The sequence below is a fragment of the Marinobacter sp. genome (assembly GCF_035268745.1).
GTDB lineage: Bacteria > Pseudomonadota > Gammaproteobacteria > Pseudomonadales > Oleiphilaceae > Marinobacter.
Genome location: NZ_DATFKH010000038.1, coordinates 1 through 24,609 on the forward strand (window position 1 = coordinate 1; position 24,609 = coordinate 24,609).

Here is a 24,609-nt window from a genome sequence, read left to right on the forward strand (position 1 = left end):
GAAATCAATCTTAACACCATGGATTTCAACGGCATTATCCCTGCACTCCAGTCACGTAACGTGGACATTGCCATCGCCGGCATCACCATTACCGAGGAGCGCGAGCAGATCGTCGATTTTTCCGACCCTTATTACGATTCCGGTCTTCGGCTTCTGGTTCGCGAAAACAACAGTGACGTCAATGAATTCGACGATCTTGAAGGCAAGAAGATCGGCACCAAGATCGGCAGCACCAGTTACGACTATCTGACCGAAAATCTTGAAGCCGATGGCGGTGTCACTCCCTATCCCGGCAGTGCCGACATGTACATGGCACTGATGTCCGGCGCCATCGATGCCGTGTTTTACGATGCCCCGAACGTCGGTTACTTTGCCCGTACCAGAGGTAAAGGCAAGGTCAAAACCGTTGGCCCCCTCTACGAAGGCCAGCAGTATGGGATCGCGCTGGTTGATGGCAGCAAATGGGTAGACGAAGTGAACGCGGCCCTGGCAGCCATGAAGGAAGACGGTACTTACAAGGAAATCTACGAAGAGTGGTTCGGCCCGATGCCGGAAGACAAGTAAGGGTCTGAAGGGCATTCACACCCGAATCGCTGCCCCGGGGCCTGAGCGCCCCGGTTCTTCCTGCCCCCCAACTTCCTGCGGAGACACTGACTGTGGAATCCCAGTTTGAATTCAACTGGCAATCAGCCATCAATTCCATCCCTTTTCTGCTCGAGGGGATCCCCTACACTCTGTTGATCTCGTTCGGCGGCCTGTTTATCGGTTTCGCCCTCGGCATTTTTTTCGGGCTGTTGAGCATCAACAAGCTCTGGTTCCTGAAATGGCCGGCAACCGCTTACATCGAAATTTTCCGCGGCACCCCCATTCTTGTTCAGGTCCTTTTTATCTTCTACGGTCTGCCTGACCTGATCGGCACCTCCATTAATCCCCTGACCGCCGGGATCGCCGCCATCGCCCTCAACTCCGGCGCCTATATCTCGGAAGTGGTCCGCGGCGGTGTTCAGTCCATCGATAAGGGCCAGACCGAAGCCGGGCTGTCCCTGGGTCTGTCGCGCACCCAGACTTTCTGGTCGATAATCTGGCCCCAGGCCTTCCGGCGCATGGTTCCGCCGCTCGGAAACCAGGCCATTGTCAGCATCAAGGACACGTCCCTGTTCTCGGTGATCGGCGTCGGCGAACTGGTCCGTCAGGGCCAGATCTACATCGCCACGACTTTCGAGGCGTTCGAGGTGTACTTCATGGTCGCGATTATGTACCTCGCCATCACCCTTTCACTGTCCCTGATTCTCCGTTTCATCGAGCGGCGCGGACTGGTTTCTGTCTGAAGGAAAGCGAGTCATGACTGATATCGTCAAAATGAAAGGCATGAACAAATATTTCGGAAACCTCCATGTCCTGAAAGAGATTGACCTGACGGTCACCAAAGGCGAAGTGGTAGTGGTTATCGGAGCCAGCGGCTCCGGCAAATCCACTCTTATCCGCTGTGTAAACGGCCTCGAGGAATTCGAGTCTGGAAATCTGGAAGTCGACGGTTACCCGCTGGCCCCGAAAAGCGGTAATCCGCAATCCCTGGCGGAAATCCGCAAGGAAGTTGGCATGGTGTTCCAGCAGTTCAACCTGTTCCCCCACCTGACGGTGAAAAAGAACATCATGCTGGCACCCAGGAAGGTAAAAGATGCCTCTGAAAGCGAGGCCGCTAAAATAGCGGACCGACTGCTGAACCGTGTTGGTATCGCCAGCCAGGCCGATAAATACCCCTCCCACCTGTCCGGTGGCCAGCAGCAGCGGGTAGCCATAGCCCGCGCCCTGGCCATGGACCCGCGCCTGATGCTGTTTGACGAACCCACCTCGGCCCTGGACCCGGAGATGATCGGGGAAGTACTCGATGTCATGCGCGAACTGGCCAAAGAAGGCATGACCATGATGGTAGTCACCCACGAAATGGGCTTTGCCCGTGAAGTGGCGGACCGGGTCATCTACATCCATGAAGGCCGGATTGTGGAAGAGGGAAAGCCGGCAGACGTCTTCGATAACCCGCAGAACGAGCGCACCCAGGCATTTCTTTCGCGGGTGCTGGGGCATTGATGAGCTGTTGAGCAAAGGGTACCGGCGGCATTCAACAGTGGCGACAGGTACCCCGGGACCAGTATCATTGGCGTCCTGAATTTCTAGGAGGCCTCCCATGCGCAATGCCGATCTGGTCGCACGCGATATCAAATCCGTCTGGCACCCCTGCACCCAGATGAAAGACTACGAGACCCTGGGGCCGGTGCCGATCAAACGGGGCCAGGGGGTCTGGCTGGAAGATTTTGAAGGCAACCGGTTTATTGACGCCGTGAGCTCCTGGTGGGTCAACCTGTTCGGCCATGCCAACCCCCGCATCAACGCTGCGATCCAGCAACAGATTGGTGAACTGGAACACGTAATTCTGGCCGGCTTCACCCACGAACCGGTGGTGAACCTGTCCGAGCGGCTGATCGAGGTCACCCCGGAAGGGCTGAACAAGTGCTTCTATGCCGACAACGGCTCATCTGCCGTCGAGGCCGCTCTGAAAATGAGCTATCACTACTGGAAAAACCACGGCAAACCCGCCAAGAAAAATTTCGTCAACCTCAGCAACAGCTACCACGGCGAAACCCTGGGCGCCCTTGCACTGGGCGATGTCCCGCTTTACAAAAGCACCTACGCGCCGCTGTTGATGGAGGTCATCACCGCGCCTTCCCCCGATGCCTACAACAAAGAGGCCGGTGAGACCGACGAGGACTACGCCCTGCGCCAGTTCGAGGTGATGGAAAAAATCCTGGCGGAAAAGCACGACGAGATCTGCGCCGTGGTCACAGAGCCCCTGATCCAGTGCGCCGGGGGTATGCGCATGCACCACCCGGTGTATCATACCCGACTGCGGGAAGCCTGTGATCGCTACGGGGTTCACCTGATTGCCGACGAGATAGCCGTGGGCTTTGGCCGCACCGGCACCCTGTTCGCCTCGGAACAGTCGGACATCACCCCGGACTTCATGTGCCTGTCCAAGGGCCTGACCGCCGGCTACCTGCCCCTGTCCGTGGTGGTGACCAGCAACGACGTTTTCGATGCCTTCTACGACGACTACGAGACCCTGAAAGCCTTCCTGCATTCCCACAGCTACACCGGCAACCCCATCGGCTGCGCCGTGGCACTGGCGACTCTGGACATTTTCCGCGACGACAACGTCATCGCAAACAACAGGCGCCTGAGCAGGGTAATGGCCGAATCCGTCGCCCACCTGGCAGACCATCCCAACGTCGGCGATGTCCGCCAGCGCGGCATGACCCTGGCCGTGGAAATGGTGAAAAACAAGGCCACCAAAGAGCCTTTCCCGTTCGCGGAGCGCCGCGGCATGCGGGTATTCAAACACGCGCTGACCCGCGAAGCCCTGCTGCGACCGTTGGGCAATGTGAGCTACCTGATGCCGCCTTACGTCATCACCGAAGAGCAGATCCGCCATCTCGGGCAGGTGTTGACCGAAGGCATTGATATCGCGGTGCGGGACTGAACAAATCACCATGCGCATTCCCCGAATCTTCACCGACTCGCCGCTGACCACCGGCGGCCAGTGCGAACTCGACGAGAACGCCGCCCGGCATGTTGGCCGCGTGCTGCGCATGCAGGCCGGTCAGGCACTGCTGCTGTTCAACGGCGACGGCATGGATTACACCGCCACCATCACCGAATCCGGCAAGAGGCGGGTCGCGGTTGAAGTACAGGATGCTACCCGGAAGCTGACCGAATCGAAGCTCGAGATCGTGCTGGGGCAGACCCTCTCCAAAGGCGACCGCATGGACTACGCGGTGCAGAAAGCCGTGGAGATGGGCGTCACCCGCATCGTTCCCCTGGCCACCGAACGCTGCGATGTGAAACTCAAAGGCGACCGCGAAGACAAGCGCCTGCGGCACTGGCGCCAGATCGCCATCAGCGCCGCCGAACAATGCGGCCGCGCCCGGGTGCCGGAAGTCCTCCCGGTAATGACCCTGCCGGACTGGTTTGAACACACCGGCGACTGCGACCTCCGACTGGTACTGCACCATCGTACCGAGCAGACTCTGGGTTCAATGGCCAAACCCACCCGGATCGCCCTGATGGTCGGCCCCGAAGGCGGCCTGAACCCGGAGGAAATCACCGCAGCCCAGGCGGCCGGGTTCATGCCGGTGGCGCTGGGGCCGAGAGTACTGCGCACCGAAACCGCCCCTGTGGCGGCGATTGCCTTGTGCCAGTGGCTGTGGGGAGATATCGGATGACAAGCCTTCTAAGCACGCAAGAATTCTGGCAATACCTCAGCATACCGGCCATTGCCGCCCTGATTGGCTGGACCACCAACTGGCTGGCCATCAAAATGACCTTCTACCCGCTGGAATTCGTGGGCAAACCACCCCTGCTGGGCTGGCAGGGCATTATTCCCTCGAAAGCCCGGAAAATGGCAGCCATCAGCGTAGACGCCACCATCGCCAAGATTGGCACCGTTCGGGAAATATTCGAGCAGATCGACCCCAGGGTACTCGCCGCCCATATCATCAGCACCGTCGAACCCCGCACCGAGGAATACGTTGACGAACTCATGCTAAGGGAACATCCCACCTTCTGGGAAAACCTGCCCGCCTCCGCCCGCAAAATGGTTTACGACCGGGTGCGCAAGTCCACGCCGCAACGGGTGGAAAGCCTGGTCGATGACATATCCGGAAATATCGAAGATCTGCTGGATATCAAGGGCATGGTTATCGAACGTCTGGCGAGCGACAAGGGCCTGCTGAACCGGATATTCCTCGAATGCGGGGAAACCGAATTCCGCTTTATCATCAACTCCGGCTTCTATTTCGGCTTCCTGTTCGGACTGGTGCAGATGACCGCCTGGTATTTCTATCAGAACTGGTGGGTCCTGCCCCTCTTCGGATTGCTGGTAGGCTACGCCACCAACTGGATCGCCCTGAACGTCATATTCCGCCCCCTGCACGAGAAAAAAGTCGGGCCCTTTCGCCTGCAGGGGCTGTTCCTCAAGCGTCAGCCGGAAGTGGCGGAATCTTTCTGCCACATCGTGACCCATGAAATCCTCACTGTAAGCAACCTCATCGGCGCCATTATGAATGGGCCCAACCGGGAACGCGCCAGCAACATGGTGAAAAAACATATCAAACCACTTGTCGATGAAACCGCCGGTTTCGGCAAGCCACTGACCCAGGTCGCCTTTGGCCCGGCCGGCTTTGCCGCCCTGAAACAACAGGTGGGTGAGAAAGCGCTGGAAATCTCCAGTGTTTCGTTCACTAACCCGGTGTTCGAAACCGACCGGGCGAGGGCCGTGAAGACGATTATGGTCGCAAGGATGGTTGCCCTCTCGTCCGCGGAATTCCAGAACCTGCTGCGCCCCTGTTTCCAGGAGGACGAAATCAAACTGATCCTGGTCGGTGCATTCCTGGGCTTCGTGGCCGGCATTTGCCAGCTGATTTTTGTATTTGGCGGCACTCTTTTCCAGTCAACCTTTTAACTATTGGAGCCTGCGGCTGGTATAATATCCGTCAGGTTTTATACTGGTGACGCGTGGGCACCGGCCTCCGTACCCCTTGCCAATTTCCGGAGACAAAGAATGGCTGGCCTTTTTTCCTGGATTTCAGCGTTTTTCTCGGGTTCCGGGACTGAAAAAACACCATCAGAGCCTAAACTGCTGAACCCCTCCGCCAGTCAGAACAAGCACGAACCAGCCGATCAGCCGGCAACGAATAACCTGGAGGAAAACCTGTTCTGCTGGCTGCTTGATGCACCGCCACTGAAGCTGAACAAGGAACTGGACCGCAAAGATCTTGCCGTGCTGGATACCCTGAAACAGCGGGTTCGCCGGCAGACACTGGAAGAACTGCCACGCAGGCCGATGACGCTGCCGTCACTGACCCGGGCTATCTCTGATGACACGGCGGGGCGGAAAGGACTGGCTGACATCATTCTCAGTGATCCGGCGCTGACCGATCAGATCCTGCACGTCGCCAACAGCCCTATGTTCCGGGTCGGTGACAAGCCAATTGAATCCGTGGATCAGGCGGTGTTCCTGCTGGGCCTGAACGGCATCAGAAATGTCATTTCCGCTGCCGTAATGCGGCCAATGATGTCAGCCCGTAACAGCCGTGAGGCCCTGTTTGCACAGAAGGTATGGCGCTGGGGCCTGACCTGCGCCAGAGCCGCCGAGATGGTCGCACGGGTGGAGGGAAAAGATGGCAGTTTCTACTTCATGAGCGGACTGCTGCCAGCACTCTCCTACATCACCCTGCAACGGGAACTGCTGCGCATCTGCCGCACCGCCGACCAGCCCACTGAGCCCTCATCAGCCCTGGTTCAGCACGCGCTATCCCAGTTTCAATGGGCAGCAGCCCAGGTGCTGGCCGACAAGTGGCAATTACCACCGGATTATCATGCCCAGCTGATGGAAGCCGAGCGCCCGCAGCCAGACCAGACCCAGGCACCGCTGAATGATGGCATTATCATCGGCACCCGCGAGGTGCTTCGCCATGCCAACCAGCGCAACATGACCGAAGATGAAGTTCTGAAGCTGGTTCATATCAAGCCGGACCAGTTCACACGGATCCGGCAGACCATCCTCGATTCCCTCAAAGAAGGCTCACGGGCCGGGGCCTGAGCCTGCCTCATCGCGCAACAACTGCGCAAAAGTGACCGAGTCGCCGGCTGCATGGTAGGCCAGCAGGTTTTTCGGAACGCTGGATGGCAGCCGGTCTACGACCCGATCCTCATCCACACGAATGGCATCCAGCACCTTGCCAACGGTAATCATTTCCAGTGAGCAGGCTGGCACCAGGCGATCACCGTTCTCGCCTGCAAGGGTGATAAGGCGGGCCCGAATCAGCTTGTCGCTGAGCTTGCGCGTAACCTCGCCTGGCACCCGCAGCCTGCTTTCCACATCTTCCTGCTGGGGTGCCGGCTTTCCGTAGTGGAAAGGTTTCGCCACCAGCCACATCAGGGCAAGGCCGGTCTTTTCAAGCAGCTCGGGCGATAGCCGGACCCGGTGACGCTTGGCAACCGATCCCGGATTCTGCAGATAAAAGGCAATACTCGAGCCCAGCAGCAGAATCATCCAGTTCAGGTAAACCCATATGAGCAGAATGATACCGATAGCAAAACTGGAATAGATGGCCGCGTATTTTGCCGACCCCGCCACGAACGACGCAAACAGCATGGCTGCCGCCTGCCAGGAGATACCTGCGACCAGACCACCGATAAATGCATACTTCACCCTGACCCGGGTATTGGGAATGAAAACATAGACAAAAGTAAAAGCAGTAACCACCAGCATGAAAGGTGTAAAACGGCTGAGAAAAAGCATAATGGCGCCCAGCGGCTCTACCGCCATCAGGGTCTGAACCACCGAGGATGAAAAGATGGTGGCGGTGACACCAATGGCTGAAACCATCAGCAGCGGCCCCACCATGATCACGCTCAGATAATTACTGAAACGCTGGGCCATGGACCGCATGTCCGGGACCCGCCAGATCATGTTGAATGAGCGCTCGATCTTCTGCACCAGCGAAATGACCGTGTACACCAGCAAAGCCAGGCCAACCGAACCCAGCACGCCCACTTTCATGTTGTCCACGAAGCCGAGAATCTGCTCCGCCAGTTGCACACCCTGCGGACCCATCGGCTGGAAGAACTGGTACAGCATCGGCTCCATGCGCTGGTGTACCCCCAGTGCCTTGAGCACGGAAAAACTCAGTGCCAACAGTGGCACGATGCTCAGCAGGGTAGTGTAAACCAGGCTCATGGCGTGCAGTGCCAGATGCCCGCTCACGATGTCCCTGATCAATGCGTAAGCTGTGCGGCCGGTTTTATACAGCCAGGTCCACGGCCAGAACTGGGGCGGGTTCGGGTTGGCAAGAATCCAGGTTTCAACGGCCTGGAGTCGGTCCTGGAGGTTGGAAGAAGCCACGGGCAGTCCTGTGTCGGGTGATTTTTATCGAATTATCAATTGGAAAGTGTCTGTCAGCCAGTTCGAGTATGGACGATTGTCCCGGTTTCGCACAGCGTTGCTCCGGTACTCTGGCCATTGTCAGGAGACTCCGGCGGGACACTAGTTTCCGGCCAGATTGTCGGCGGTAATTTTAACGATTCGCTGCCGCGCTTCCCGGCTTGCCCAGGCAGAGTGCGGCGTCACAATGAGATTGGGGATATCGTCGGCCAGCAGTGGGTTGCCGCTGCGGGGCGGCTCCTCGGTCAGGACATCAAAGCCGGCCCCGGCAATCGTGCCCTGGCGCAGGGCATCCGCCAGTGCCTGCTCGTCCACCAGTCCGCCGCGACTGGTATTGATCAGCAGGGCCGTCGGTTTCATCATCGCCAGTTCCTGTTTGCCGATCAGATGGCGGGTTTCCTCGGTGAGAAGACAGTGAAGGGATATCACGTCCGCCCGCTCCAGCAGTTTCTCCATGGGTACCTGCGGCATACCGTCCCGCTCGCCGGTCGGCTGGCCCGGCCGGGCACCCAGAAGTATATCCATGCCGAAAGCCTTCGCCCGTTCAACAACGCCCCTGCCCAGATCGCCATAACCGACAACCCCCAGGGTCCGCCCCTCCAGTTCCATGATCGGGTGATCCATCAGGCAGAACATATCGCTGTCGGCCCAGCGCCCGGCGCGCACGTCCCGGTCATAGTCAAGCAGGCGCGTGGCCAGTGCCAGGATCAGCGCCATGGTGTGCTGTGCCACCGTCGAACGGCCGTAATTGGTGACGTTCATCACCGTAATGCCATGCTCCCCGGCCGCCTGCTGGTCAATGTTATTCAGGCCGGTAGCCACGACTGCAATAGTCCTGAGCTCCGGACAGGCCTCGAAATGGTCGCGGGTTAGCACCACTTTATTCACCAGCACCGTATCGAATCCCCGGATCCGCTCGAGAACCTGTTCCGGCGATGTTCGCGGGTATTTCACCAGCTCGCCGGTGACCGCCTCAATCGGCGTTAGGTCCACATCGTTACCCAGCGTGTCTGCATCCAGAAATACGGCTTTCATGCATCCATCCTTATCTCAGCTTGTTACCCGACTTTGTATTCTATACTCGCAGAGGATAGCACCAGAGCTTCCGACAGCCATGGGGTGATGCACAACAGACACGCCGTAAACCCTTCCCTGGGGGCTCGGCATTGCCATCCCTGGCAATGCACGGTCTGTTGTGCATCACCCCATGGCTCCCATACACCATGAGTTACGAGCAAAAACCATGGAAAATAAGTTAGGCTGAGTGTTCACGCAAATACGCTAATCAAAAGGTAAAATCGATGGAACACGAATTCTGGCACCGGCGCTGGGCAAACAAAGAGATCGGCTTTCACGAAGGCTCGGTTAACGAGTATCTTTACAGACACTGGCCGGAACTGGCGGGCAAGGATACCGGGGCCGTTCTGGTGCCGTTATGCGGCAAGGCCCACGATCTATGGTGGCTGCATGACCGGGGGCATCCGGTAATCGGTGTGGAGCTGAGTGAGATTGCCTGCAAGGATTTTTTTGAAGAAGGTGAAGAAAAGGCAATGGTTCAGCCGGGCGAGCCATTCACAGTTTTCCGGCATGAGAATCTGCAGATCTGGAACGGTGACTTTTTCCAGCTGGTGCCTGACGACCTGAGCCATGTCAAACTGGTTTATGACCGGGCCGCGCTGATTGCCCTGCCACCTGAAATACGTCAACAATATGTCGACCACCTGACCGCAGTAACGCCGGAAAATACCAGAATTCTGCTCATTACCCTGGATTATGAGGGCTCGCCGACATCACCGCCCTTTAACGTCAGCAATGACGAGGTTTATGAACTCTATGCCGAGGATTACCAGATTGAGCATCTTCATACCCAGACCCTGGCCAACGACCATCCGTTCGCCAAACGCAAAGGTCTGCAAGGTGCCAGCGAAAGCGTTTTCCGGCTGACCCGCCGGTAACATAATTTAATGAACGTTAACCCGCCGGGTCTGTCAAACCTGTCGAGCCTGGACTAAGCTCATATCAATACCGGGTGGAAAACCATGTATTTCCGCCCGGCACTCCCTATCATTCCACCCACAATCATAATTTCCGCCCTGACGGACGGAGCTGACAGCAGACGGGGAAGTTACGTGATCTAAAAGCTGTTTTTGGCAAGAGCAAGCGAGGCGCCATATATGAGCATTATGCAGCATTTCAAAGACCGGTATGAAGCAACTCAGGAGGAAGAATACACCCTTGAAGAATACCTGGAGATCTGCAAAAAGGACCCAGCAGCATACGCCACTGCCGCAGAAAGAATGCTGTTGGCAATTGGTGAACCGGAACCCATCGACACCTCCCGTGACTCCCGGCTGTCACGCATCTTTTCCAACAAGGTAATCAAGCGTTACCCGGAATTCTCCGAGTTCTATGGCATGGAAGAGGCCGTAGAAAACATCGTCTCCTTCTTTCGTCATGCCGCCCAGGGCCTGGAAGAGAAGAAACAGATCCTTTACCTGCTCGGCCCCGTCGGGGGTGGTAAGTCATCGCTGGCTGAAAAGCTCAAATTATTGATGCAGAAGGTCCCCTTCTACGCCATTAAAGGCTCACCGGTGAACGAATCTCCCCTGGGCCTGTTTGATCCGGCCGAGGATGCGGCGATTCTGGAAGAGGAATATGGCATTCCGGCCCGCTACCTGAAGTCCATCATGTCCCCCTGGGCAGTCAAACGCCTGCACGAGTATGGCGGCGACATCAGCAAGTTCCGGGTGGTGAAGATGTACCCGTCGGTGCTGGACCAGATCGGTGTTTCCAAGACCGAGCCGGGCGACGACAACAACCAGGATATTTCCGCACTGGTGGGTAAGGTCAACATCCGCATGCTGGAGGACTACTCCCAGGATGACCCGGATGCCTACAGCTTCAGCGGTGGTCTGTGCAAGGCCAACCAGGGGCTGATGGAATTCGTGGAGATGTTCAAGGCCCCGATCAAGGTGCTGCACCCGCTGCTGACCGCAACCCAGGAGGGCAACTACAATACTACCGAGGGCATGGGCTCGGTGCCCTTCGACGGGGTGATACTGGCCCACTCCAACGAATCCGAGTGGCAGACCTTTCGCAACAACAAGCACAACGAGGCCTTCCTTGACCGGGTCTATATCGTCAAGGTGCCCTACTGTGTGCGTGTCACCGAAGAGATTGACATCTATCGCAAACTGCTGCGGGACAGTTCCCTGTCTGCCGCGCCCTGCGCCCCGGACACACTGGACATGCTGGCCCAGTTCTCGATCCTGTCGCGCGTCAAGGAGCCGGAAAACTCCAGCGTTTTTTCCAAGATGCGGGTATACGATGGCCAGAACATCAAGGACACCGACCCCAAGGCCAAGTCGATCCAGGAATACCGGGATGCGGCGGGTGTGAATGAGGGTATGGACGGGCTCTCGACCCGTTTTGCGTTCAAGATCCTGTCCAAGGTGTTCAACTTTGACAGCACGGAAGTCGCCGCCAACCCGGTTCATCTGCTTTACGTGCTGGAGAAACAGATCGAGCAGGAGCAGTACCCGCCGGAGGTCCAGGACCGCTATCTGCGGTTCATCAAGGAGTTCCTGGCGCCCCGCTATGTCGAATTTATCGGCAAGGAAATCCAGACTGCCTACCTCGAGAGTTACAGCGAGTACGGCCAGAACCTGTTTGACCGCTACGTCACCTATGCCGATTTCTGGATCCAGGATCAGGAATACCGTGACCCGGAAACCGGGGAAATACTTGACCGCTCCTCCATCAATGATGAGCTGGAAAAAATCGAGAAGCCTGCGGGTATCAGCAACCCCAAGGACTTCCGCAACGAAGTGGTCAACTTCGTGCTGCGGGCACGGGCCAACAACCAGGGCCGCAACCCATCGTGGCTCAGCTATGAAAAGCTGCGAAGTGTGATCGAGAAAAAGATGTTCTCGAATACCGAAGACCTGCTGCCGGTTATTTCGTTCAATCCGAAGGCCAGCCAGGAAGATCAGAACAAGCACAAACAGTTCGTCGAGCGCATGGTCGATCGAGGCTACACCGAGAAACAGGTCCGCCTGCTGGCGGAGTGGTACCTGCGGGTTCGTAAGTCCCACTAGGCCTGGCGTAATGCGCTTTACGGGAGTAACGCTATGGGTATGACCCACGTCGTCGACCGGCGACTGAATGGTAAGAACAAGAGCGCGGTAAACCGGGAACGGTTCCTGCGCCGCTATCGCCACCACATCAAGAAAGCGGTGGCGGATGCGGTGCATCGGCGCTCTATCACTGACATCGAGCGCGGCGAGAAAGTCAGTATCCCTTCGCGGGATACTGATGAGCCGATTTTCCACCATGGCCAGGGTGGCAAACGGGAAGTGGTACACCCCGGCAACAAGGAGTTTGTGGCCGGAGACGAATTGCCCAAGCCGGAAGGCGGCGGTGGTCAGGGCCAGGGCCAGGGGCAGGCAAGCCCCGACGGCGAAGGCATGGATGAATTTGCCTTCCAGATTACCCAGGAAGAGTTCCTGGAGTTCCTGTTTGATGACCTGGAACTGCCAAACCTCGCCCGCAAGAAACTGAAAGACACCGAGGCCTTCAAATATGTGCGCTCCGGGTTTTCCACCCAGGGCGTTCCCGCCAGACTGGACGTGGTCCGCTCCCTGCGGGGAGCTCACGCCCGCAGGCTGGGCCTGGGCGGGGCCCGCAAGAAGAAGATCCGGGCCATGGAGAAACAGCTGGAAGCGCTCAAGAGCGCACCGACGGATCTGGACGCCGCCTTCAGCCATGAGGACCAGATCCGGGCACTGGAGGAAGAGATCGCGGAACTGAAAGCGAATATTCGCAAGATTCCGTTTATCGACGAAATCGACCTGCGCTACCGTCAGCATCTGAAACAGCCACAACCGGCCACCAGCGCAGTCATGTTCTGTCTGATGGACGTATCCGGGTCCATGACCCAGATGCACAAGGACATCGCCAAGCGGTTTTTCATCCTGCTGTATCTGTTCCTCAAGAAAAGCTACCGGAAAATCGACGTGGTGTTTATCCGCCACCACACCAGCGCCAAGGAGGTGGACGAGGAAGAGTTTTTCTATTCCCGGGAAACCGGCGGCACCATTGTGTCCAGCGCACTCAAACTGATGCAGAAAATCATCGAGTCCCGCTATCCCCCGGCAGAATGGAACATCTACGCCGCCCAGGCCTCTGACGGCGACAACTGGAATGATGACTCCCCGGTCTGCGGCAAACTGCTGGCCGACAGCATACTGCCACTGGTGCAGTACTACGCCTATGTCGAGATCACGCCCCAGGATCACCAGATGCTGTGGTACGAATACGAACGGCTTCAGGAGCAGTTCCCCCAGTCTTTTGCGCTTCAGCAGATTGCTGATCCGGGCGAGATCTACCCGGTCTTCCGCCAGCTGTTCGAGAGGAAAGCCGCATGACCAATATTATGGACCGCCTTGGCGAAGACATGCCCTACGCCCCGGCAAAACGCGAGCCCATTTCCACCAGTTCGGAGTGGACCTTCGACCTGATCCAGCAATACGACGACGAGATCGCCAAATGCGCGGCCGAATTCAGGCTGGACACCTACCCCAACCAGGTCGAAGTGATCAGTTCCGAACAGATGATGGACGCCTACAGCTCCGTGGGCATGCCGGTGGGCTATCATCACTGGTCGTTCGGTAAACAGTTTCTGTCCACCTCGAAAGGCTATCAGCGCGGGCAGATGGGGCTGGCGTATGAAATCGTAATCAACTCCAACCCCTGCATCGCCTACCTGATGGAAGAGAACACCCTGCCCATGCAGGCCCTGGTAATTGCCCACGCCTCGTACGGCCACAATTCGTTCTTTAAAGGCAACTACCTGTTCCGTACCTGGACCGACGCCAGCGCCATCATCGATTACCTGGTGTTCGCCCGGGATTATGTGGCCGAGTGCGAGGAACGCTACGGACTGGATGCCGTGGAGGAGATCCTGGATTCCTGCCATGCCCTGATGAACTACGGTGTCGACCGCTACAAGCGTCCAGCGCCGATTTCAGCGACCGAAGAAGCGCACAGACAGAAAGATCGGGAGGAATATCAGCAGCGTCGGCTGAATGATCTGTGGCGCACCATTCCGAAAATGGACGAAAACGACGACCCGGTCAGCAGCAGACAGCGCTTCCCGGAGGAGCCCCAGGAAAACATCCTCTACTTCATCGAGAAAAACGCGCCTTTACTGGAAACCTGGCAACGGGAAGTGATCCGCATCGTTCGCAAACTGGCGCAGTATTTCTACCCCCAGCGCCAGACCCAGGTCATGAACGAAGGCTGGGCCACCTTCTGGCACTACACCCTGTTGCACCGGATGTACGACAAGGGTCTGGTGAACGACGGCTTTATGCTGGAATTCCTGCAGAGCCACTCTTCGGTGGTCTACCAGCCGCCCTTCGACAGTCCCTGGTACTCGGGCATCAACCCTTACACCCTGGGCTACTCCATCTTCACTGACCTGCGGCGGATCTGCGAAAACCCCACCGACGAAGACCGCGAGTGGTTCCCGGACATTGCCGGTTCCGATTGGCTGGAAACTCTGCACTTCGCCATGAGGAACTTCAAGGATGAAAGCTTTATTCAGCAGTTCCTGTCGCCCAAGGTCATGCGGGACATGAAGTTTTTCGCGATCCAGAACGACGACCTGGAGGACGTTTACCGGGTTACCGCCATTCACGACGACCCGGGCTACCGCGCCCTGCGGGAAAAGCTGGCCCGGCAATACAACCTGAGCTACCGTGAGCCCAACATACAGGTGTGGAACGTGGATATCCGGGGCGACCGGTCATTGACCCTGCGGCATGTGCCGGTAGATCGCGTGCCCCTGGGCAACGCCACCGAGGAAGTGCTGCGCCATGTTCACCGGCTGTGGGGCTTTGATGTCCATCTGGAAAGTGTGGATAACGGCCAGCTGCTGGCCGAAAGCCATTGCCCGAAAAAGCCGGCTGCTGAGGATTAACGTGCCGGCTTTTTACAGAGGTAGACAAAGGCAGGCGGCAGGTTGGCCCAGACAAAATGGGTTTCCATATCATCGTACATTGAAACCAGAAACGGCTTGAGTATCCGTGTGTACTGGAAAGCCACAAACATCCCGCCCGGATTGAGCAGGTCGTGGATATCCGTCAGCAACCGTCGCCGCTGCTGATCCGGGAAATTGAACAGCGGCAGGCCCGAAATTACACAGTCAAGGCCCTGCATTTGCTGATCCTCGAGTGCCGCCCTGAGCCCGAAGGCGTCCTGGTAAAAATTCACTGACGGGTAACGATCGCTCAGAGTACTGCGCATGTTGCCGTCGAGCTCAAAGCTCAGGAAGCGGGAACTGGCCCGGCGGTTCCGGTCGATAGCGTCGGTAATCACACCAGTGCCGGCACCAAGCTCGGCAACCGCTTCCACCCTTTGCCAGTCGATTCCCGCCATTATGCAACGTACCAGGAAACGGGAACTGGGTAGTACGCTGCCCACGGCAACCGGACAACTGACAAAGCGTCTCAGGAACAGCAAGGGTTTGGACATTGTTTTTTTCACCCTCTCAAATCGGCAACCGATGGATCATGGCCGGCACTTTCAAAAGCGCCACTCCAGACCGGCATAAAAGGTTCTGCCGGGTGCAGGTTCGAAATAGCCCCGCTCTTCCACCACAGGATTATCTGCGTTGGCATTGATGCGAATATTGCTGAAGTACTGTTCATCAGCCAGGTTACGGATACCACTGTAAATGTTAACGGACTGGCGGCCGAAACGGAATGTATCACCGGCCCGAAGCCCGAACAGCCAGTAGCCGGGCACTTTTGTCTCGTTGCTGTTTTCCGCATACAGGTCACCGACGTACTGCCACTCCAATGCCGCAAAGCGCTGACCGTCGCCACGCCATTCCAGTTCTGAAACCCACTGTTGGCGCGGCAGACCCGGCAACCGGTTGCCATCCAGACGATTTCCCTGATCGTCTTCGAACTTCTCCAGAGTGTAATCGGCGAGAGTCAGCGCACTGGTGACCCGCCACGCCCAGGAAATGGCCCAGTCAACACCCAGTTCAATGCCGTTACGCTCTGTGCGGCCGGCATTCTGATAGAAAGTCTGGCTGCCTTCATTGTTGGGAAGAATTTCATCGTCGACACGGATCGAGAACAGCGCAACGTCAAAGCTGAACCCTTCCCCCAGAACCCCGCGCATACCCACCTCACGACTGATTGCCTTTTGCGGCTCGATATCGGGGTTGAAACCCCCGCCATCGGGATTGGCGAATTCGGTGAACGTGGGTGCCTCAAAGGCAGTGCCCACGGTGGCATACAATTGCTGACGTTCCGCCAGCCGGTAGCTGGCCCCCACAAAACCGCTGAATTCGCGATAGGTACGGCTTCCGGAATCATTGCCATCCGTGAGGAACTGATCATCGACAGACAGCCGCAGATGATCGAAACGCGTCCCGAGCGAGAGGTTGAACTGCTCACTCAGGGCAAGGTCGCCCTGGGCGAATACCCCCGCAGTGGTCGCGTTCTGGATTTCGTCCTGGGTCTGACCGATTACCTCGCCACTGAATGACACCTGATAGCGACGGCGGTCATCAACCTGGCGATGCAGATCCGAACCCACTGCCCAGGTCAAGGGGAGTCCCCCCACCTCGACGCCCTGCTGATAGTCCATGCTGATACCGTAGAACTGGCGGTCATAGGCAATCCGGCTGGGGCCGGGAAAAGGCAACTGCTGGGAAAAATCGCGACGCGTGAAAAAACTGCTGACGGTCAGGTCGCCAGCACCGACAGCCGGATTCTCGTAAAGCAGCCCCAGCGTCTGCTGGTCCACGTCCTGGCCCGAATCAAGCCGTTGGGCGTTAGCGGTCGCCTGGCGCCGGTCCTGTTCTACCTCGCCGGCGTCGAGGCCGGCCGGGTCCTGAGCCTTCGGCGTGTGCAGCGCATTGAGGGTGGCGGTCAGACGCTGGCCCGACCCCCATTCGCGGGAAACCCGGCCATTGAACAGGCCTTTCTCGACCTCACTCTGATCACGATAGCCATTGTAATCGAGCCACGACATGGTCGCGATGCCACTGGTGTCGCCCTGACTACCGTTGGCCTGAAAGGTCGTCTTGTAATAATCATTACTTCCCACATCCTGCCGGATTCGCTGGCCTGGCGGCAGATCATCTCCACGGGCAGTGGTGATGTCGATGACCCCACCGGAAGCGTTACCGTACTGGACCGACGAAGGCCCCCGGATCACCTCGATACGCTGGGCGGAATCCAGGTCCACGGCGTCAATCTGGGATTGCCCGTCCGGCAGGGTATAGGGAATACCGTCCACCTGGATACGGATACCGCGGATACCGAAAGGCGCACGAGCGCCAAAACCACGGGTGGACAGCCGCAGGTTCTGGGCAAAGTTATAGCGGTTCTGGAAAAACAGCCCGGGGACGGTATCCAGGGATTCATCCAGCTGCAGCCGCTGCTGGCCTTTACGGATCTCCGGGGCGTTTGTTACCGAAACCGCGGCAGGGGTCTCGTAAAGACTTCGCTCCAGCCGTGGCGACGTCACGGTGATGAATGGCTCGGTGGATGTCCCATTGCTATCATCCTGCGCTCTGGCAAGCGTCGCGGCGCCGGTCATCACCAGCGCCAGCACCATTACGGAGATTGTTTCGATTGCCCCCATAAACCTCATGAATCAGATCCCGACCAGATCTACCAGCCAGGGTACAATAAGCGCCGTAGCAAATGCAGACAGCGCCATCGCCAGTCCCGAAAACGCTCCCATCTGGTTGCTGATCTGGAAGGCGCGGGCGGTGCCAATACCATGGGCGGCCACCCCCATTGCGATACCCTTTACACTGTCGTCCCGGATACGCATCAGTTCAAACACCCGGGTGCCTGTCACGGCCCCCACGATACCGGTAATCACCACCAGCACCGCCGTCAGCGATGGAATACCACCAATCGTTTCCGATATGCCCATGGCAACCGGCGCGGTTGCCGATTTGGGAGCCAGTGACATCTGGATTTCTGTCGAGCCACCCAGAATCCAGGCCAGTCCAATGGAACTGCCAGCCGCAATCACAACACCGCAAACCAGGGAAATCATGATCGGAAGCCAGAGCGCCCGCAACCGCGAGAGTTGCTGATACAGCGGCACGGCCAGCGCTACCGTCGCAGGCCCCAACAGGAAGTGAACGAATTGCCCGCCTTCAAAGTAGGCGTCATAGCTTGTGCCAGTCAGCACCAGCAGGAGAATGAGCATGACAACCGAGGTCAGCACCGGATTCACCAGGGGGCTGGAGTCCGCTTTGAGGTAGAGCCGGTAAGCCAGACCATAGGCGACCAGGGTAATGGTCAGCCCCAGCAGGGGCGATGCCGACAGGTAGACCCAGATATCACCAATGGCGGGTTCATTCATTGCGTCCGGCCTCCGTAGATTGCTCCGGGATCACCGGGGCTGGACCAAACCAGCGGCTGGCAAGCTGCATGATGGCAGCCGTAGCCACCATGGTAATCAGGGTGCTCAGGAACAGCGCAAGCGTAATCGGTAACCATTCGCTCGCAATCCGGTCAAAGTGCACCATCATGCCCACGCCGGCCGGCACGAACAACAGGGACAAATGACTGAGCAAGGCGCTGGAAGCGGTATTCAGAGATTCAGGGGTATAGCCCCTGGCCAGCAATGTGATGAACAGCATCATCATTCCCAGCACCGGGCCGGGAATCGGCAGGCCCAGCAGCCGCACCGTCACCTCGCCAACCAGCTGATACACCAGCAGCAGAGTGATTCCGGTCAGGAAGCTCATACCGGCCCCGCTGCGATAACCGCTGCCGCCGGTAGCCCGGTTGGGATGAGTGGACTAGACTCCACGAAACCTCCGCTGAATTTTTTATTAAAGGTAGATTGCGGGCAAACATAGCACAAAGCAAAGAAAAGTTGGCGGGTTGCCCCGGGTGTCCGGTGTGCGGGAGGCACAGGTTGCGTATACTTGCGCTCTTAATCCAGACTCAGAATATGAGCCATGATCAATGCCGAATTCAATAGAGGGCAACACATGAAACGCCTGGGAACACTGGACGCATCCTGGCTTGCCGTTGAGTCGGAAGACACTCCGATGCAGGTGGGAAATCTCCAGATTTTCTCGCTGCCGGATAATGCACCTGAGACCTTCCTGCGCGATATGCTCAAAAAAATGAAAGCCGATAGCGAGATTGCGCCGCCCTGGTGCTACAAGCTGGCTTTCCCGAGTTTCCTGGGCCGGGTGGTTGCGCCTTCCTGGAAAGTGGACAAAAAAATCGACCTGGATTATCACGTCCGCCACTCTGCACTTCCCCGCCCCGGCAGCGAGCGGGAGCTGGGTATCCTGGTTTCCCGCCTGCACTCCAACCCGCTTGATTTTTCCCGCCCGCTCTGGGAGTGCCACATCATCGAAGGCCTGGAGCACAACCGGTTCGCGCTCTATACCAAGATGCATCATTCACTGATTGACGGTATCAGCGGCGTACGCCTGTTACAGCGGGTGCTGAGCAAAGACCCGGCTGACACCGACATGCTGCCGCCCTGGGCGGTTCGCCCCGTGCGCACCCGGGCCAGCAAATCCGACGAGGAGGCCAGCATTACAGCAGCGCTGGCCCAGGCCAAAGATGCACTCAAGCTTCAGACCGACATGGCGCCGAGGCTGGTGAAAGCCCTTGCCCGACTGGTGAATTCGGCACGCCACCCGGAAGACGGCCTGACCGCGCCATTTGCAGGGCCGGTGTCCATCCTCAACCACCGGGTGACACCCCAGCGCCGTTTCGCCACCCAGCATTACCAGCTGGATCGCATCAAGAAAGTGGCGCACGCGGCCAATGGCTCCCTCAACGACATCGTGCTTTACCTCTGCGGTACCGCCCTGCGGCGCTTCCTGCTGGAAAGTGACAGTGTGCCGGATACACCATTGACAGCAGGTATTCCGGTCAATATTCGCCCCGCCGACGACCAGGGCACCGGCACCCAGATCAGTTTCATGATTGCGTCGCTGGCCACCGACCAGGCAGACCCGCTGGTGCGCCTGCAACACATCAAACAGTCCAGCCGCAGGGCCAAGGAGCACCTCCAGAAACTGCCCCGCAAGGCGTTGAGTCAGTACACCATGCTGCTGATGTCACCGTATATTCTGCAGTTGATGTCGGGTCTGGGCGGACGTATGCGGCCGGTGTTCAATGTGACTATATCCAATGTGCCGGGGCCCCGGGAGTCGCTCTACTTTCAGGGCGCCAAACTGGAGGCTATGTATCCGGTATCGCTGATTGCCCATGGCGGTGCTCTGAACATCACCTGCCTGAGCTATGCAGGCTCGCTGAACTTCGGTTATACCGGCTGTCGGGACACGCTGCCGAGTATGCAGAAACTGGCGGTGTACACCGGCGAAGCGCTGGACGAACTGGAAAGCCTGATACTGCCACCTGAACGCAAGGCGCCAAAGCCGAAACAGGCAAAGAAAAAGCCTGCGGAGTAACACCGGACCGCAGCGTCAAAAACCTGGCCTGGCCGGGGCAAACGTCAGGCAATCTGCAGAATTCTCAGTAACTGCTGGCGATGCCCCGGAAGAATGACGTCGTCCAGAGTGTACTGATCCAGCACTTTCAAAAACGCATCTACTGCTTCACCGAACATACTCTTCAGAGCACAAACCGGGACTATCTTGCAGCCATTTTTTCCCGAAAAGCATTCCACAATATTAAAGTCCTGCTCGGTCTCCCTGACCAGAACTCCGATATTGATATCGGCTGGCGACCTGCGTAAACGCATACCACCTTTCTTGCCGCGGACAGTTTCTATATAGCCCTTCTTGTTCAGCTGATGAACAATCTTCATCAGGTGATTTCTGGAGATGTCATAACTCTCGGCAATCTCCTGGATGGTCGCGAGCCTGTCGCCCTGCACTGAAAGATAGATCAGCACGCGGATCGAGTAGTCCGTATAACGGGTTATGTGCATGCGCTACTCCCATGATAAATCGAGTCCGAGGGCCAGCCGCGTTACCAGGTAACATGCAATGCCCATAAAGGATACTCCGGTTATGACTGCACTTACGCCGTAAAATCCCAAAGCGATCAGCGTCGTCCAACTAACGGTAATATCCATGAACGTACGCAGGAATACAAAATATGGTTTTCCCGGAACAACTGCTCCGTGCGGCACCCATTATGCTCATTCTTTCATTTATTATATCGGTAACAAAAAAACCAGGTCTGCCGGAGCGAAGGAGAAACCCGGCTGCCGGCTATCGGATTCGCGGGCAGGATTTGCCATAATTGATAATCTTTCACTATGCTTACCCGTAAGATCTTATAGATTCAGCAACAGGAACTGTTCCCATGCCTCCAGCCAAGCTGACAGACCGGTTCGGACGTACCGTCAACTATGTACGTCTGTCAGTGACTGACCGCTGTGACTTTCGCTGCGTCTACTGCATGGCAGAGGAAATGACCTTTCTGCCACGTGAGCAGGTGCTGACCCTGGAAGAGATTGCCCGTGTGGCCAGAACCTTTGTTTCACTTGGCACCGAAAAGATCCGGCTGACCGGGGGCGAGCCTCTGGTGCGCAGGGACATACTCGGGCTGGTCAGGGAGATCGGCAGCTTTGGGCTAAGGGATTTTGCCATGACCACCAATGGCAGTCAGCTGCCGACCATGGCAGAGCCCCTCCGCAAGGCCGGCCTCAAGCGACTCAACATCAGCCTTGATTCGCTGGATGCGGAGAAATTTCACCGGATTACCCGTACCGGCCGTCTGAGCCAAGTGCTTGACGGTATAGATGCCGCCAGGGACGCAGGCTTTGCAGGCATCAAGCTCAATACCGTAGTCATGAAGGGCGGTAACGATCAGGAGGTTCCGGAGCTGGTCGAGTTTGCCCGCAGAAAGAACGTGGACATAACCTTTATCGAGGAAATGCCACTGGGAGAAATCTCTGACCACGATCGCGGGCAGGTACTGTGCACCAGTGACGAGGTCCGGGATATTATCAGCCAGCGCCATGAACTGGTCCCCACACCTGAAGATTCCGGTGGCCCTGCCCGCTATTACCGGATGCCGGACAGTGACATCCGGGTTGGTTTCATTTCACCCCACTCCCACAATTTCTGCTCTACCTGCAATCGCGTCCGGATGACCGTGGAAGGTCGCCTGCTGCTCTGTCTTGGTAACGAACACTCGGTGGATCTGCGACGTGTTCTGCGTGGTCACCCAGTGAACGATGACAAGCTGCGCGAGACCATCATCAATGCCATGGACCTGAAGCCAGAGCGCCATGAGTTCTCTGCCAACGGCGACGTGCAGATCCTGCGGTTCATGAATATGACCGGTGGTTAGTGTCCGAATTAAACCAGCCAGTATTACTGGCTGATCTGGACCAGCCGTTGGGGATCCGAAATGAATACCCGGCTGCGGTTGACCCGCACCAGTCCGCTGGATTTCAGTTCCGCAAGGATTCTGGAAAAGGTCTCCGGCTGCATGGCCAGCCTTGATGCTACCAGGCATTTCGGTAGCGGCAGTTCCACTTCACCACCCTCTTCAGCTCCTTCCGGAAGCAGGTCGATCAGGTATCGGATCAGCCGTTCACGGGCATTCTGAACGGTCATGATTTCCAGATCATGGAAACCGGAGAGTGCGCGTTTTGCGTAATGCCCCAGGGCAGCCCGCGCATACTCAGGATTGCTCTCGATCAGATCCTGATAGGCTCTGACCGGGATCATCAGCACTTCGCTGCTTTTCAATGCTTCGGCGTAGCAGGCGTAGCTTGGCGGATCAGCATAGATCATGACTTCGGCAAAACAGTCGCCGGGGGCGATGCTGTCCAGGGTGCGGTCAATGCCTGAATAATCGAGGCGGTAAAGACGCATGCTGCCGGTGATCAGGAAGAAGAAGTGATGGGCCGGCGTGTCCTGGCGGTATAGCAGTTCGTGGTGTTCGAGTCGCTGGCGTCGGGATTGCTGGATCAGCATCTGCAGATCCTTGTCACCGAGGGTGGAGAACAGGGCATGGCTGCGCAGAATCTGGAGGCCGTCCTGGTCTTCACGGGACTTGTGTACGGCTACCAGAAACGGCTTCCGGCGACCGGTTTCAACTGTTTGGGTTAGCGCCATCTGGATGTCCTCTGTAAGCTTCATGCATTCGATATCATACTTTTAATGGTAGAGAGAGATCGGCGGGAAATCGCTCCCTCTATGGGGGTAGCCGGGAGGTTATTTCTGAGTAACTGATTTAAATCAATTCCGCTTTTATGGATCAGGGCGCAGCCTGATGAGAAATCCTCCGAGCGGCCGGAGTAATCTGTGGGGCCAGGATAAGCGGTCTATGTGCCCGGCTGGAGGAGCCTCTGGCGCTCCTGCTGGCGGCTGTTCCAATAAAACAGGGCAAGGCAGCCGACAAGCAGACCGAACAGGATCATGAATGCGGTGGTACGCACGCCCAGCCAGAGATTTACAGCGCCGAAAATCACTGGCAACACGAAAGCAACCGTGCAGGCGCTGACCAGAAGAAGCCCGGCGACAAAACCCGCCGCCTGCCGTCCCGCAAGAATCGCCATACGCTGAAGGCCGCCCATGGCGCCGCCCATGGCCAGACCCAAAACAACCACGAAAATGCTCTCGAGCACGACGGGCAGAGCGAATTCAACATCTATTGTTTTGTCTACACCCTGAATCGCCAGGGTCATGGGCGGATAGGAAAGCACCAGAAGCGCGGCCAGAGCCAACAGCATGGAGTAATTGATCACCCGGGTGCTGCCAAAGCGGTCAGAAAGACTGCCGCCCGCGATCTGGGCCAGAGCGCCGGGAATCACAAAGCCCTGTGCCAGCCCGGCCCCGGCAGTTACCGACAGCCCGAACTGGGCAGACAGATAGTCCGGAAGCCAGAGCGCAAGGGCCAGGAAACTCCCTGCCACAACCCCGAAATAAGCGCTTAACTGCCAGATAGTCTGATGCCTGAGAAGCTTCAGGGACCCCCGGACGGAAGTTTCCAGCTGTGGGTCCGGGTCTTCATCGTCGGGATTGGTAAGCAACAGGAACAGGGCCAGGATCAGCAGCAAAACGATCAGATAGGCCAGGGGAACCGCCTGCCATGAAAAGGCTTCATGAAACAGCGGTACCAGATAGTAATTAAAACCCGCGCCCGTTACGCCGGCACCGAACACTCCAAGAGCCAGCCCCAGACGTTTCTGATCGCAATGGCCGGTCACGAACTGCAGGCCGGCACTGTAAAATCCGCCGGCAAGGCCCAGACCGCCTGCCGCCAGCAGATAACCGGGATAGGTATCGGTGACCAGAAGGACGACCATGCACAGTGCCAGTCCCGCCAGACAGACCAGCATGACCCGTCGCGCCCCGAAGGCCTGAGCCGCCATCCCGGCCGGGATAGCAAGCAGCGCGCTGACCGCCATCGGCATTGCCAGTAACAGGCCGAACTCCAGGCTGGTAAGGTCAAGTTCGGCCCGCAGGTGCACCCCGGCAATCGCAAAAAGTGTCCAGCAGCCGGCGACGATCACCAGCCCGACAAATGCCAGCGGCAGAATAACAGCCAGCGACGCCAGCCTGTCATCTTCCCGATCCGCTTCTCTTCTCATCAACCCCGGCCCTTCCA

22 protein-coding genes are annotated in these 24,609 nt (G+C 57.6%); 13 read left to right on the forward strand and 9 right to left on the reverse strand.

The window, feature by feature from the left end; genetic code table 11:
• The 7 genes from VJ956_RS02570 to VJ956_RS02600 form a co-directional block, all read left to right on the forward strand.
• The coding region (locus VJ956_RS02570; protein WP_324081290.1) for a transporter substrate-binding domain-containing protein at positions 1-564 on the forward strand (564 nt) is incomplete at its 5' end.
• A 92-nt stretch (positions 565-656) separates the two neighbouring features.
• Positions 657-1,328 (forward strand): amino acid ABC transporter permease, encoded by a 672-nt coding sequence (locus VJ956_RS02575; protein ID WP_324081292.1) that lies wholly within the window; start codon positions 657-659, stop codon positions 1,326-1,328.
• A gap of 13 nt (positions 1,329-1,341) precedes the next feature.
• Positions 1,342-2,088: an amino acid ABC transporter ATP-binding protein gene (locus VJ956_RS02580; RefSeq protein ID WP_324081294.1), complete on the forward strand. Its 747-nt coding sequence runs from the start codon at positions 1,342-1,344 to the stop codon at positions 2,086-2,088.
• 97 nt (positions 2,089-2,185) lie between these two features.
• Positions 2,186-3,535, forward strand: coding sequence for an adenosylmethionine--8-amino-7-oxononanoate transaminase (locus tag VJ956_RS02585; RefSeq protein ID WP_324081296.1), 1,350 nt, complete (start codon positions 2,186-2,188; stop codon positions 3,533-3,535).
• Positions 3,536-3,545: 10 nt separating this feature from the next.
• A complete protein-coding gene (locus VJ956_RS02590) occupies positions 3,546-4,277 on the forward strand; it encodes a 16S rRNA (uracil(1498)-N(3))-methyltransferase (RefSeq protein ID WP_324081298.1) in 732 nt (243 codons plus the stop codon).
• Positions 4,274-5,515, forward strand: a complete 1,242-nt coding sequence (locus VJ956_RS02595) for a hypothetical protein (RefSeq protein WP_324081300.1) — start codon at positions 4,274-4,276, stop codon at positions 5,513-5,515. The genes VJ956_RS02590 and VJ956_RS02595 overlap by 4 nt, the downstream gene beginning before the upstream one ends.
• Positions 5,516-5,614: 99 nt before the next feature.
• On the forward strand, positions 5,615-6,655 hold the full coding sequence (locus tag VJ956_RS02600) for an HDOD domain-containing protein (RefSeq protein WP_324081302.1): 1,041 nt from the start codon (positions 5,615-5,617) through the stop codon (positions 6,653-6,655).
• Here the strand turns inward: VJ956_RS02600 and VJ956_RS02605 are convergent.
• Together VJ956_RS02605 and VJ956_RS02610 are read right to left on the reverse strand one after the other, a co-directional pair.
• A complete protein-coding gene (locus VJ956_RS02605) occupies positions 6,638-7,960 on the reverse strand; it encodes a YihY/virulence factor BrkB family protein (protein WP_324081304.1) in 1,323 nt (440 codons plus the stop codon). The genes VJ956_RS02600 and VJ956_RS02605 overlap by 18 nt on opposite strands.
• A gap of 141 nt (positions 7,961-8,101) precedes the next feature.
• Positions 8,102-9,034: a D-2-hydroxyacid dehydrogenase gene (locus VJ956_RS02610; protein ID WP_324081307.1), complete on the reverse strand. Its 933-nt coding sequence runs from the start codon at positions 9,032-9,034 to the stop codon at positions 8,102-8,104.
• Between the two features lie 266 nt (positions 9,035-9,300).
• Here VJ956_RS02610 and tmpT point away from each other — a divergent pair, with 266 nt between their 5' ends.
• The 4 genes from tmpT to VJ956_RS02630 all read left to right on the forward strand — a co-directional run bounded on the left by tmpT (position 9,301) and on the right by VJ956_RS02630 (position 14,981).
• Positions 9,301-9,954 carry a thiopurine S-methyltransferase gene (gene tmpT, locus VJ956_RS02615; RefSeq protein WP_324081309.1) on the forward strand — a complete coding sequence of 218 codons (654 nt, stop codon included), beginning with the start codon at positions 9,301-9,303 and terminating at the stop codon, positions 9,952-9,954.
• Positions 9,955-10,173: 219 nt separating this feature from the next.
• Positions 10,174-12,096: a PrkA family serine protein kinase gene (locus tag VJ956_RS02620; protein WP_324081311.1), complete on the forward strand. Its 1,923-nt coding sequence runs from the start codon at positions 10,174-10,176 to the stop codon at positions 12,094-12,096.
• Positions 12,097-12,135: 39 nt separating this feature from the next.
• Positions 12,136-13,425, forward strand: a complete 1,290-nt coding sequence (locus VJ956_RS02625) for a YeaH/YhbH family protein (RefSeq protein WP_324081473.1) — start codon at positions 12,136-12,138, stop codon at positions 13,423-13,425.
• Positions 13,422-14,981, forward strand: coding sequence for a SpoVR family protein (locus tag VJ956_RS02630; protein WP_324081313.1), 1,560 nt, complete (start codon positions 13,422-13,424; stop codon positions 14,979-14,981). Before VJ956_RS02625 ends, VJ956_RS02630 begins: the two co-directional genes overlap by 4 nt.
• Here the strand turns inward: VJ956_RS02630 and VJ956_RS02635 are convergent.
• The 4 genes from VJ956_RS02635 to VJ956_RS02650 are packed head-to-tail and all read right to left on the reverse strand — an operon-like array spanning position 14,978 to position 18,791.
• The gene (locus VJ956_RS02635) at positions 14,978-15,535 is read right to left on the reverse strand and encodes a class I SAM-dependent methyltransferase (RefSeq protein WP_324081315.1); all 558 of its coding nucleotides are present in this window, start codon (positions 15,533-15,535) and stop codon (positions 14,978-14,980) included. The genes VJ956_RS02630 and VJ956_RS02635 overlap by 4 nt on opposite strands.
• Positions 15,536-15,586: 51 nt before the next feature.
• Entirely contained in the window at positions 15,587-17,674 is a 2,088-nt protein-coding gene (locus VJ956_RS02640) for a TonB-dependent receptor (RefSeq protein WP_324081317.1), read from the reverse strand.
• A gap of 3 nt (positions 17,675-17,677) precedes the next feature.
• Entirely contained in the window at positions 17,678-18,403 is a 726-nt protein-coding gene (locus VJ956_RS02645) for an LrgB family protein (RefSeq protein WP_324081318.1), read from the reverse strand.
• Positions 18,396-18,791, reverse strand: coding sequence for a CidA/LrgA family protein (locus VJ956_RS02650; RefSeq protein ID WP_324081320.1), 396 nt, complete (start codon positions 18,789-18,791; stop codon positions 18,396-18,398). The genes VJ956_RS02645 and VJ956_RS02650 overlap by 8 nt, the downstream gene beginning before the upstream one ends.
• 249 nt (positions 18,792-19,040) lie before the next feature.
• Between VJ956_RS02650 and VJ956_RS02655 the strand changes: the two genes are divergently transcribed.
• A complete protein-coding gene (locus VJ956_RS02655; protein ID WP_324081322.1) occupies positions 19,041-20,486 on the forward strand; it encodes a wax ester/triacylglycerol synthase family O-acyltransferase in 1,446 nt (481 codons plus the stop codon).
• Positions 20,487-20,530: 44 nt separating this feature from the next.
• On the opposite strand, the gene VJ956_RS02660 is transcribed toward VJ956_RS02655, so the two are convergent.
• Complete coding sequence (locus VJ956_RS02660) at positions 20,531-20,968, reverse strand: Rrf2 family transcriptional regulator (RefSeq protein ID WP_324081324.1); 438 nt, start codon at positions 20,966-20,968, stop codon at positions 20,531-20,533.
• Positions 20,969-21,348: 380 nt separating this feature from the next.
• Here VJ956_RS02660 and moaA point away from each other — a divergent pair, with 380 nt between their 5' ends.
• Positions 21,349-22,341 (forward strand): GTP 3',8-cyclase MoaA, encoded by a 993-nt coding sequence (gene moaA, locus VJ956_RS02665; protein ID WP_324081330.1) that lies wholly within the window; start codon positions 21,349-21,351, stop codon positions 22,339-22,341.
• 23 nt (positions 22,342-22,364) lie between these two features.
• On the opposite strand, the gene VJ956_RS02670 is transcribed toward moaA, so the two are convergent.
• Together VJ956_RS02670 and VJ956_RS02675 are read right to left on the reverse strand one after the other, a co-directional pair.
• A complete protein-coding gene (locus VJ956_RS02670; protein WP_324081339.1) occupies positions 22,365-23,114 on the reverse strand; it encodes a Crp/Fnr family transcriptional regulator in 750 nt (249 codons plus the stop codon).
• Positions 23,115-23,323: 209 nt separating this feature from the next.
• Positions 23,324-24,592 carry an MFS transporter gene (locus VJ956_RS02675; RefSeq protein ID WP_324081346.1) on the reverse strand — a complete coding sequence of 423 codons (1,269 nt, stop codon included), beginning with the start codon at positions 24,590-24,592 and terminating at the stop codon, positions 23,324-23,326.
• Between the last annotated feature and the right edge of the window lie 17 nt (positions 24,593-24,609).

Bases quoted from the DNA above. Each gene is read 5' to 3' on its own strand.
- VJ956_RS02580 (WP_324081294.1), top strand. From the start codon at position 1,342: ATGACTGATATCGTCAAAATGAAAGGCATGAACAAATATTTCGGAAAC.
- VJ956_RS02585 (WP_324081296.1), top strand. From the start codon at position 2,186: ATGCGCAATGCCGATCTGGTCGCACGCGATATCAAATCCGTCTGGCAC.
- VJ956_RS02590 (WP_324081298.1), top strand. From the start codon at position 3,546: ATGCGCATTCCCCGAATCTTCACCGACTCGCCGCTGACCACCGGCGGC.
- VJ956_RS02595 (WP_324081300.1), top strand. From the start codon at position 4,274: ATGACAAGCCTTCTAAGCACGCAAGAATTCTGGCAATACCTCAGCATA.
- VJ956_RS02600 (WP_324081302.1), top strand. From the start codon at position 5,615: ATGGCTGGCCTTTTTTCCTGGATTTCAGCGTTTTTCTCGGGTTCCGGG.
- VJ956_RS02610 (WP_324081307.1), bottom strand. From the start codon at position 9,034: ATGAAAGCCGTATTTCTGGATGCAGACACGCTGGGTAACGATGTGGAC.
- tmpT (WP_324081309.1), top strand. From the start codon at position 9,301: ATGGAACACGAATTCTGGCACCGGCGCTGGGCAAACAAAGAGATCGGC.
- VJ956_RS02620 (WP_324081311.1), top strand. From the start codon at position 10,174: ATGAGCATTATGCAGCATTTCAAAGACCGGTATGAAGCAACTCAGGAG.
- VJ956_RS02625 (WP_324081473.1), top strand. From the start codon at position 12,136: ATGACCCACGTCGTCGACCGGCGACTGAATGGTAAGAACAAGAGCGCG.
- VJ956_RS02630 (WP_324081313.1), top strand. From the start codon at position 13,422: ATGACCAATATTATGGACCGCCTTGGCGAAGACATGCCCTACGCCCCG.
- VJ956_RS02635 (WP_324081315.1), bottom strand. From the start codon at position 15,535: ATGTCCAAACCCTTGCTGTTCCTGAGACGCTTTGTCAGTTGTCCGGTT.
- VJ956_RS02640 (WP_324081317.1), bottom strand. From the start codon at position 17,674: ATGAGGTTTATGGGGGCAATCGAAACAATCTCCGTAATGGTGCTGGCG.
- VJ956_RS02645 (WP_324081318.1), bottom strand. From the start codon at position 18,403: ATGAATGAACCCGCCATTGGTGATATCTGGGTCTACCTGTCGGCATCG.
- VJ956_RS02650 (WP_324081320.1), bottom strand. From the start codon at position 18,791: ATGAGCTTCCTGACCGGAATCACTCTGCTGCTGGTGTATCAGCTGGTT.
- VJ956_RS02655 (WP_324081322.1), top strand. From the start codon at position 19,041: ATGAAACGCCTGGGAACACTGGACGCATCCTGGCTTGCCGTTGAGTCG.
- VJ956_RS02660 (WP_324081324.1), bottom strand. From the start codon at position 20,968: ATGCACATAACCCGTTATACGGACTACTCGATCCGCGTGCTGATCTAT.
- moaA (WP_324081330.1), top strand. From the start codon at position 21,349: ATGCCTCCAGCCAAGCTGACAGACCGGTTCGGACGTACCGTCAACTAT.
- VJ956_RS02670 (WP_324081339.1), bottom strand. From the start codon at position 23,114: ATGGCGCTAACCCAAACAGTTGAAACCGGTCGCCGGAAGCCGTTTCTG.
- VJ956_RS02675 (WP_324081346.1), bottom strand. From the start codon at position 24,592: ATGAGAAGAGAAGCGGATCGGGAAGATGACAGGCTGGCGTCGCTGGCT.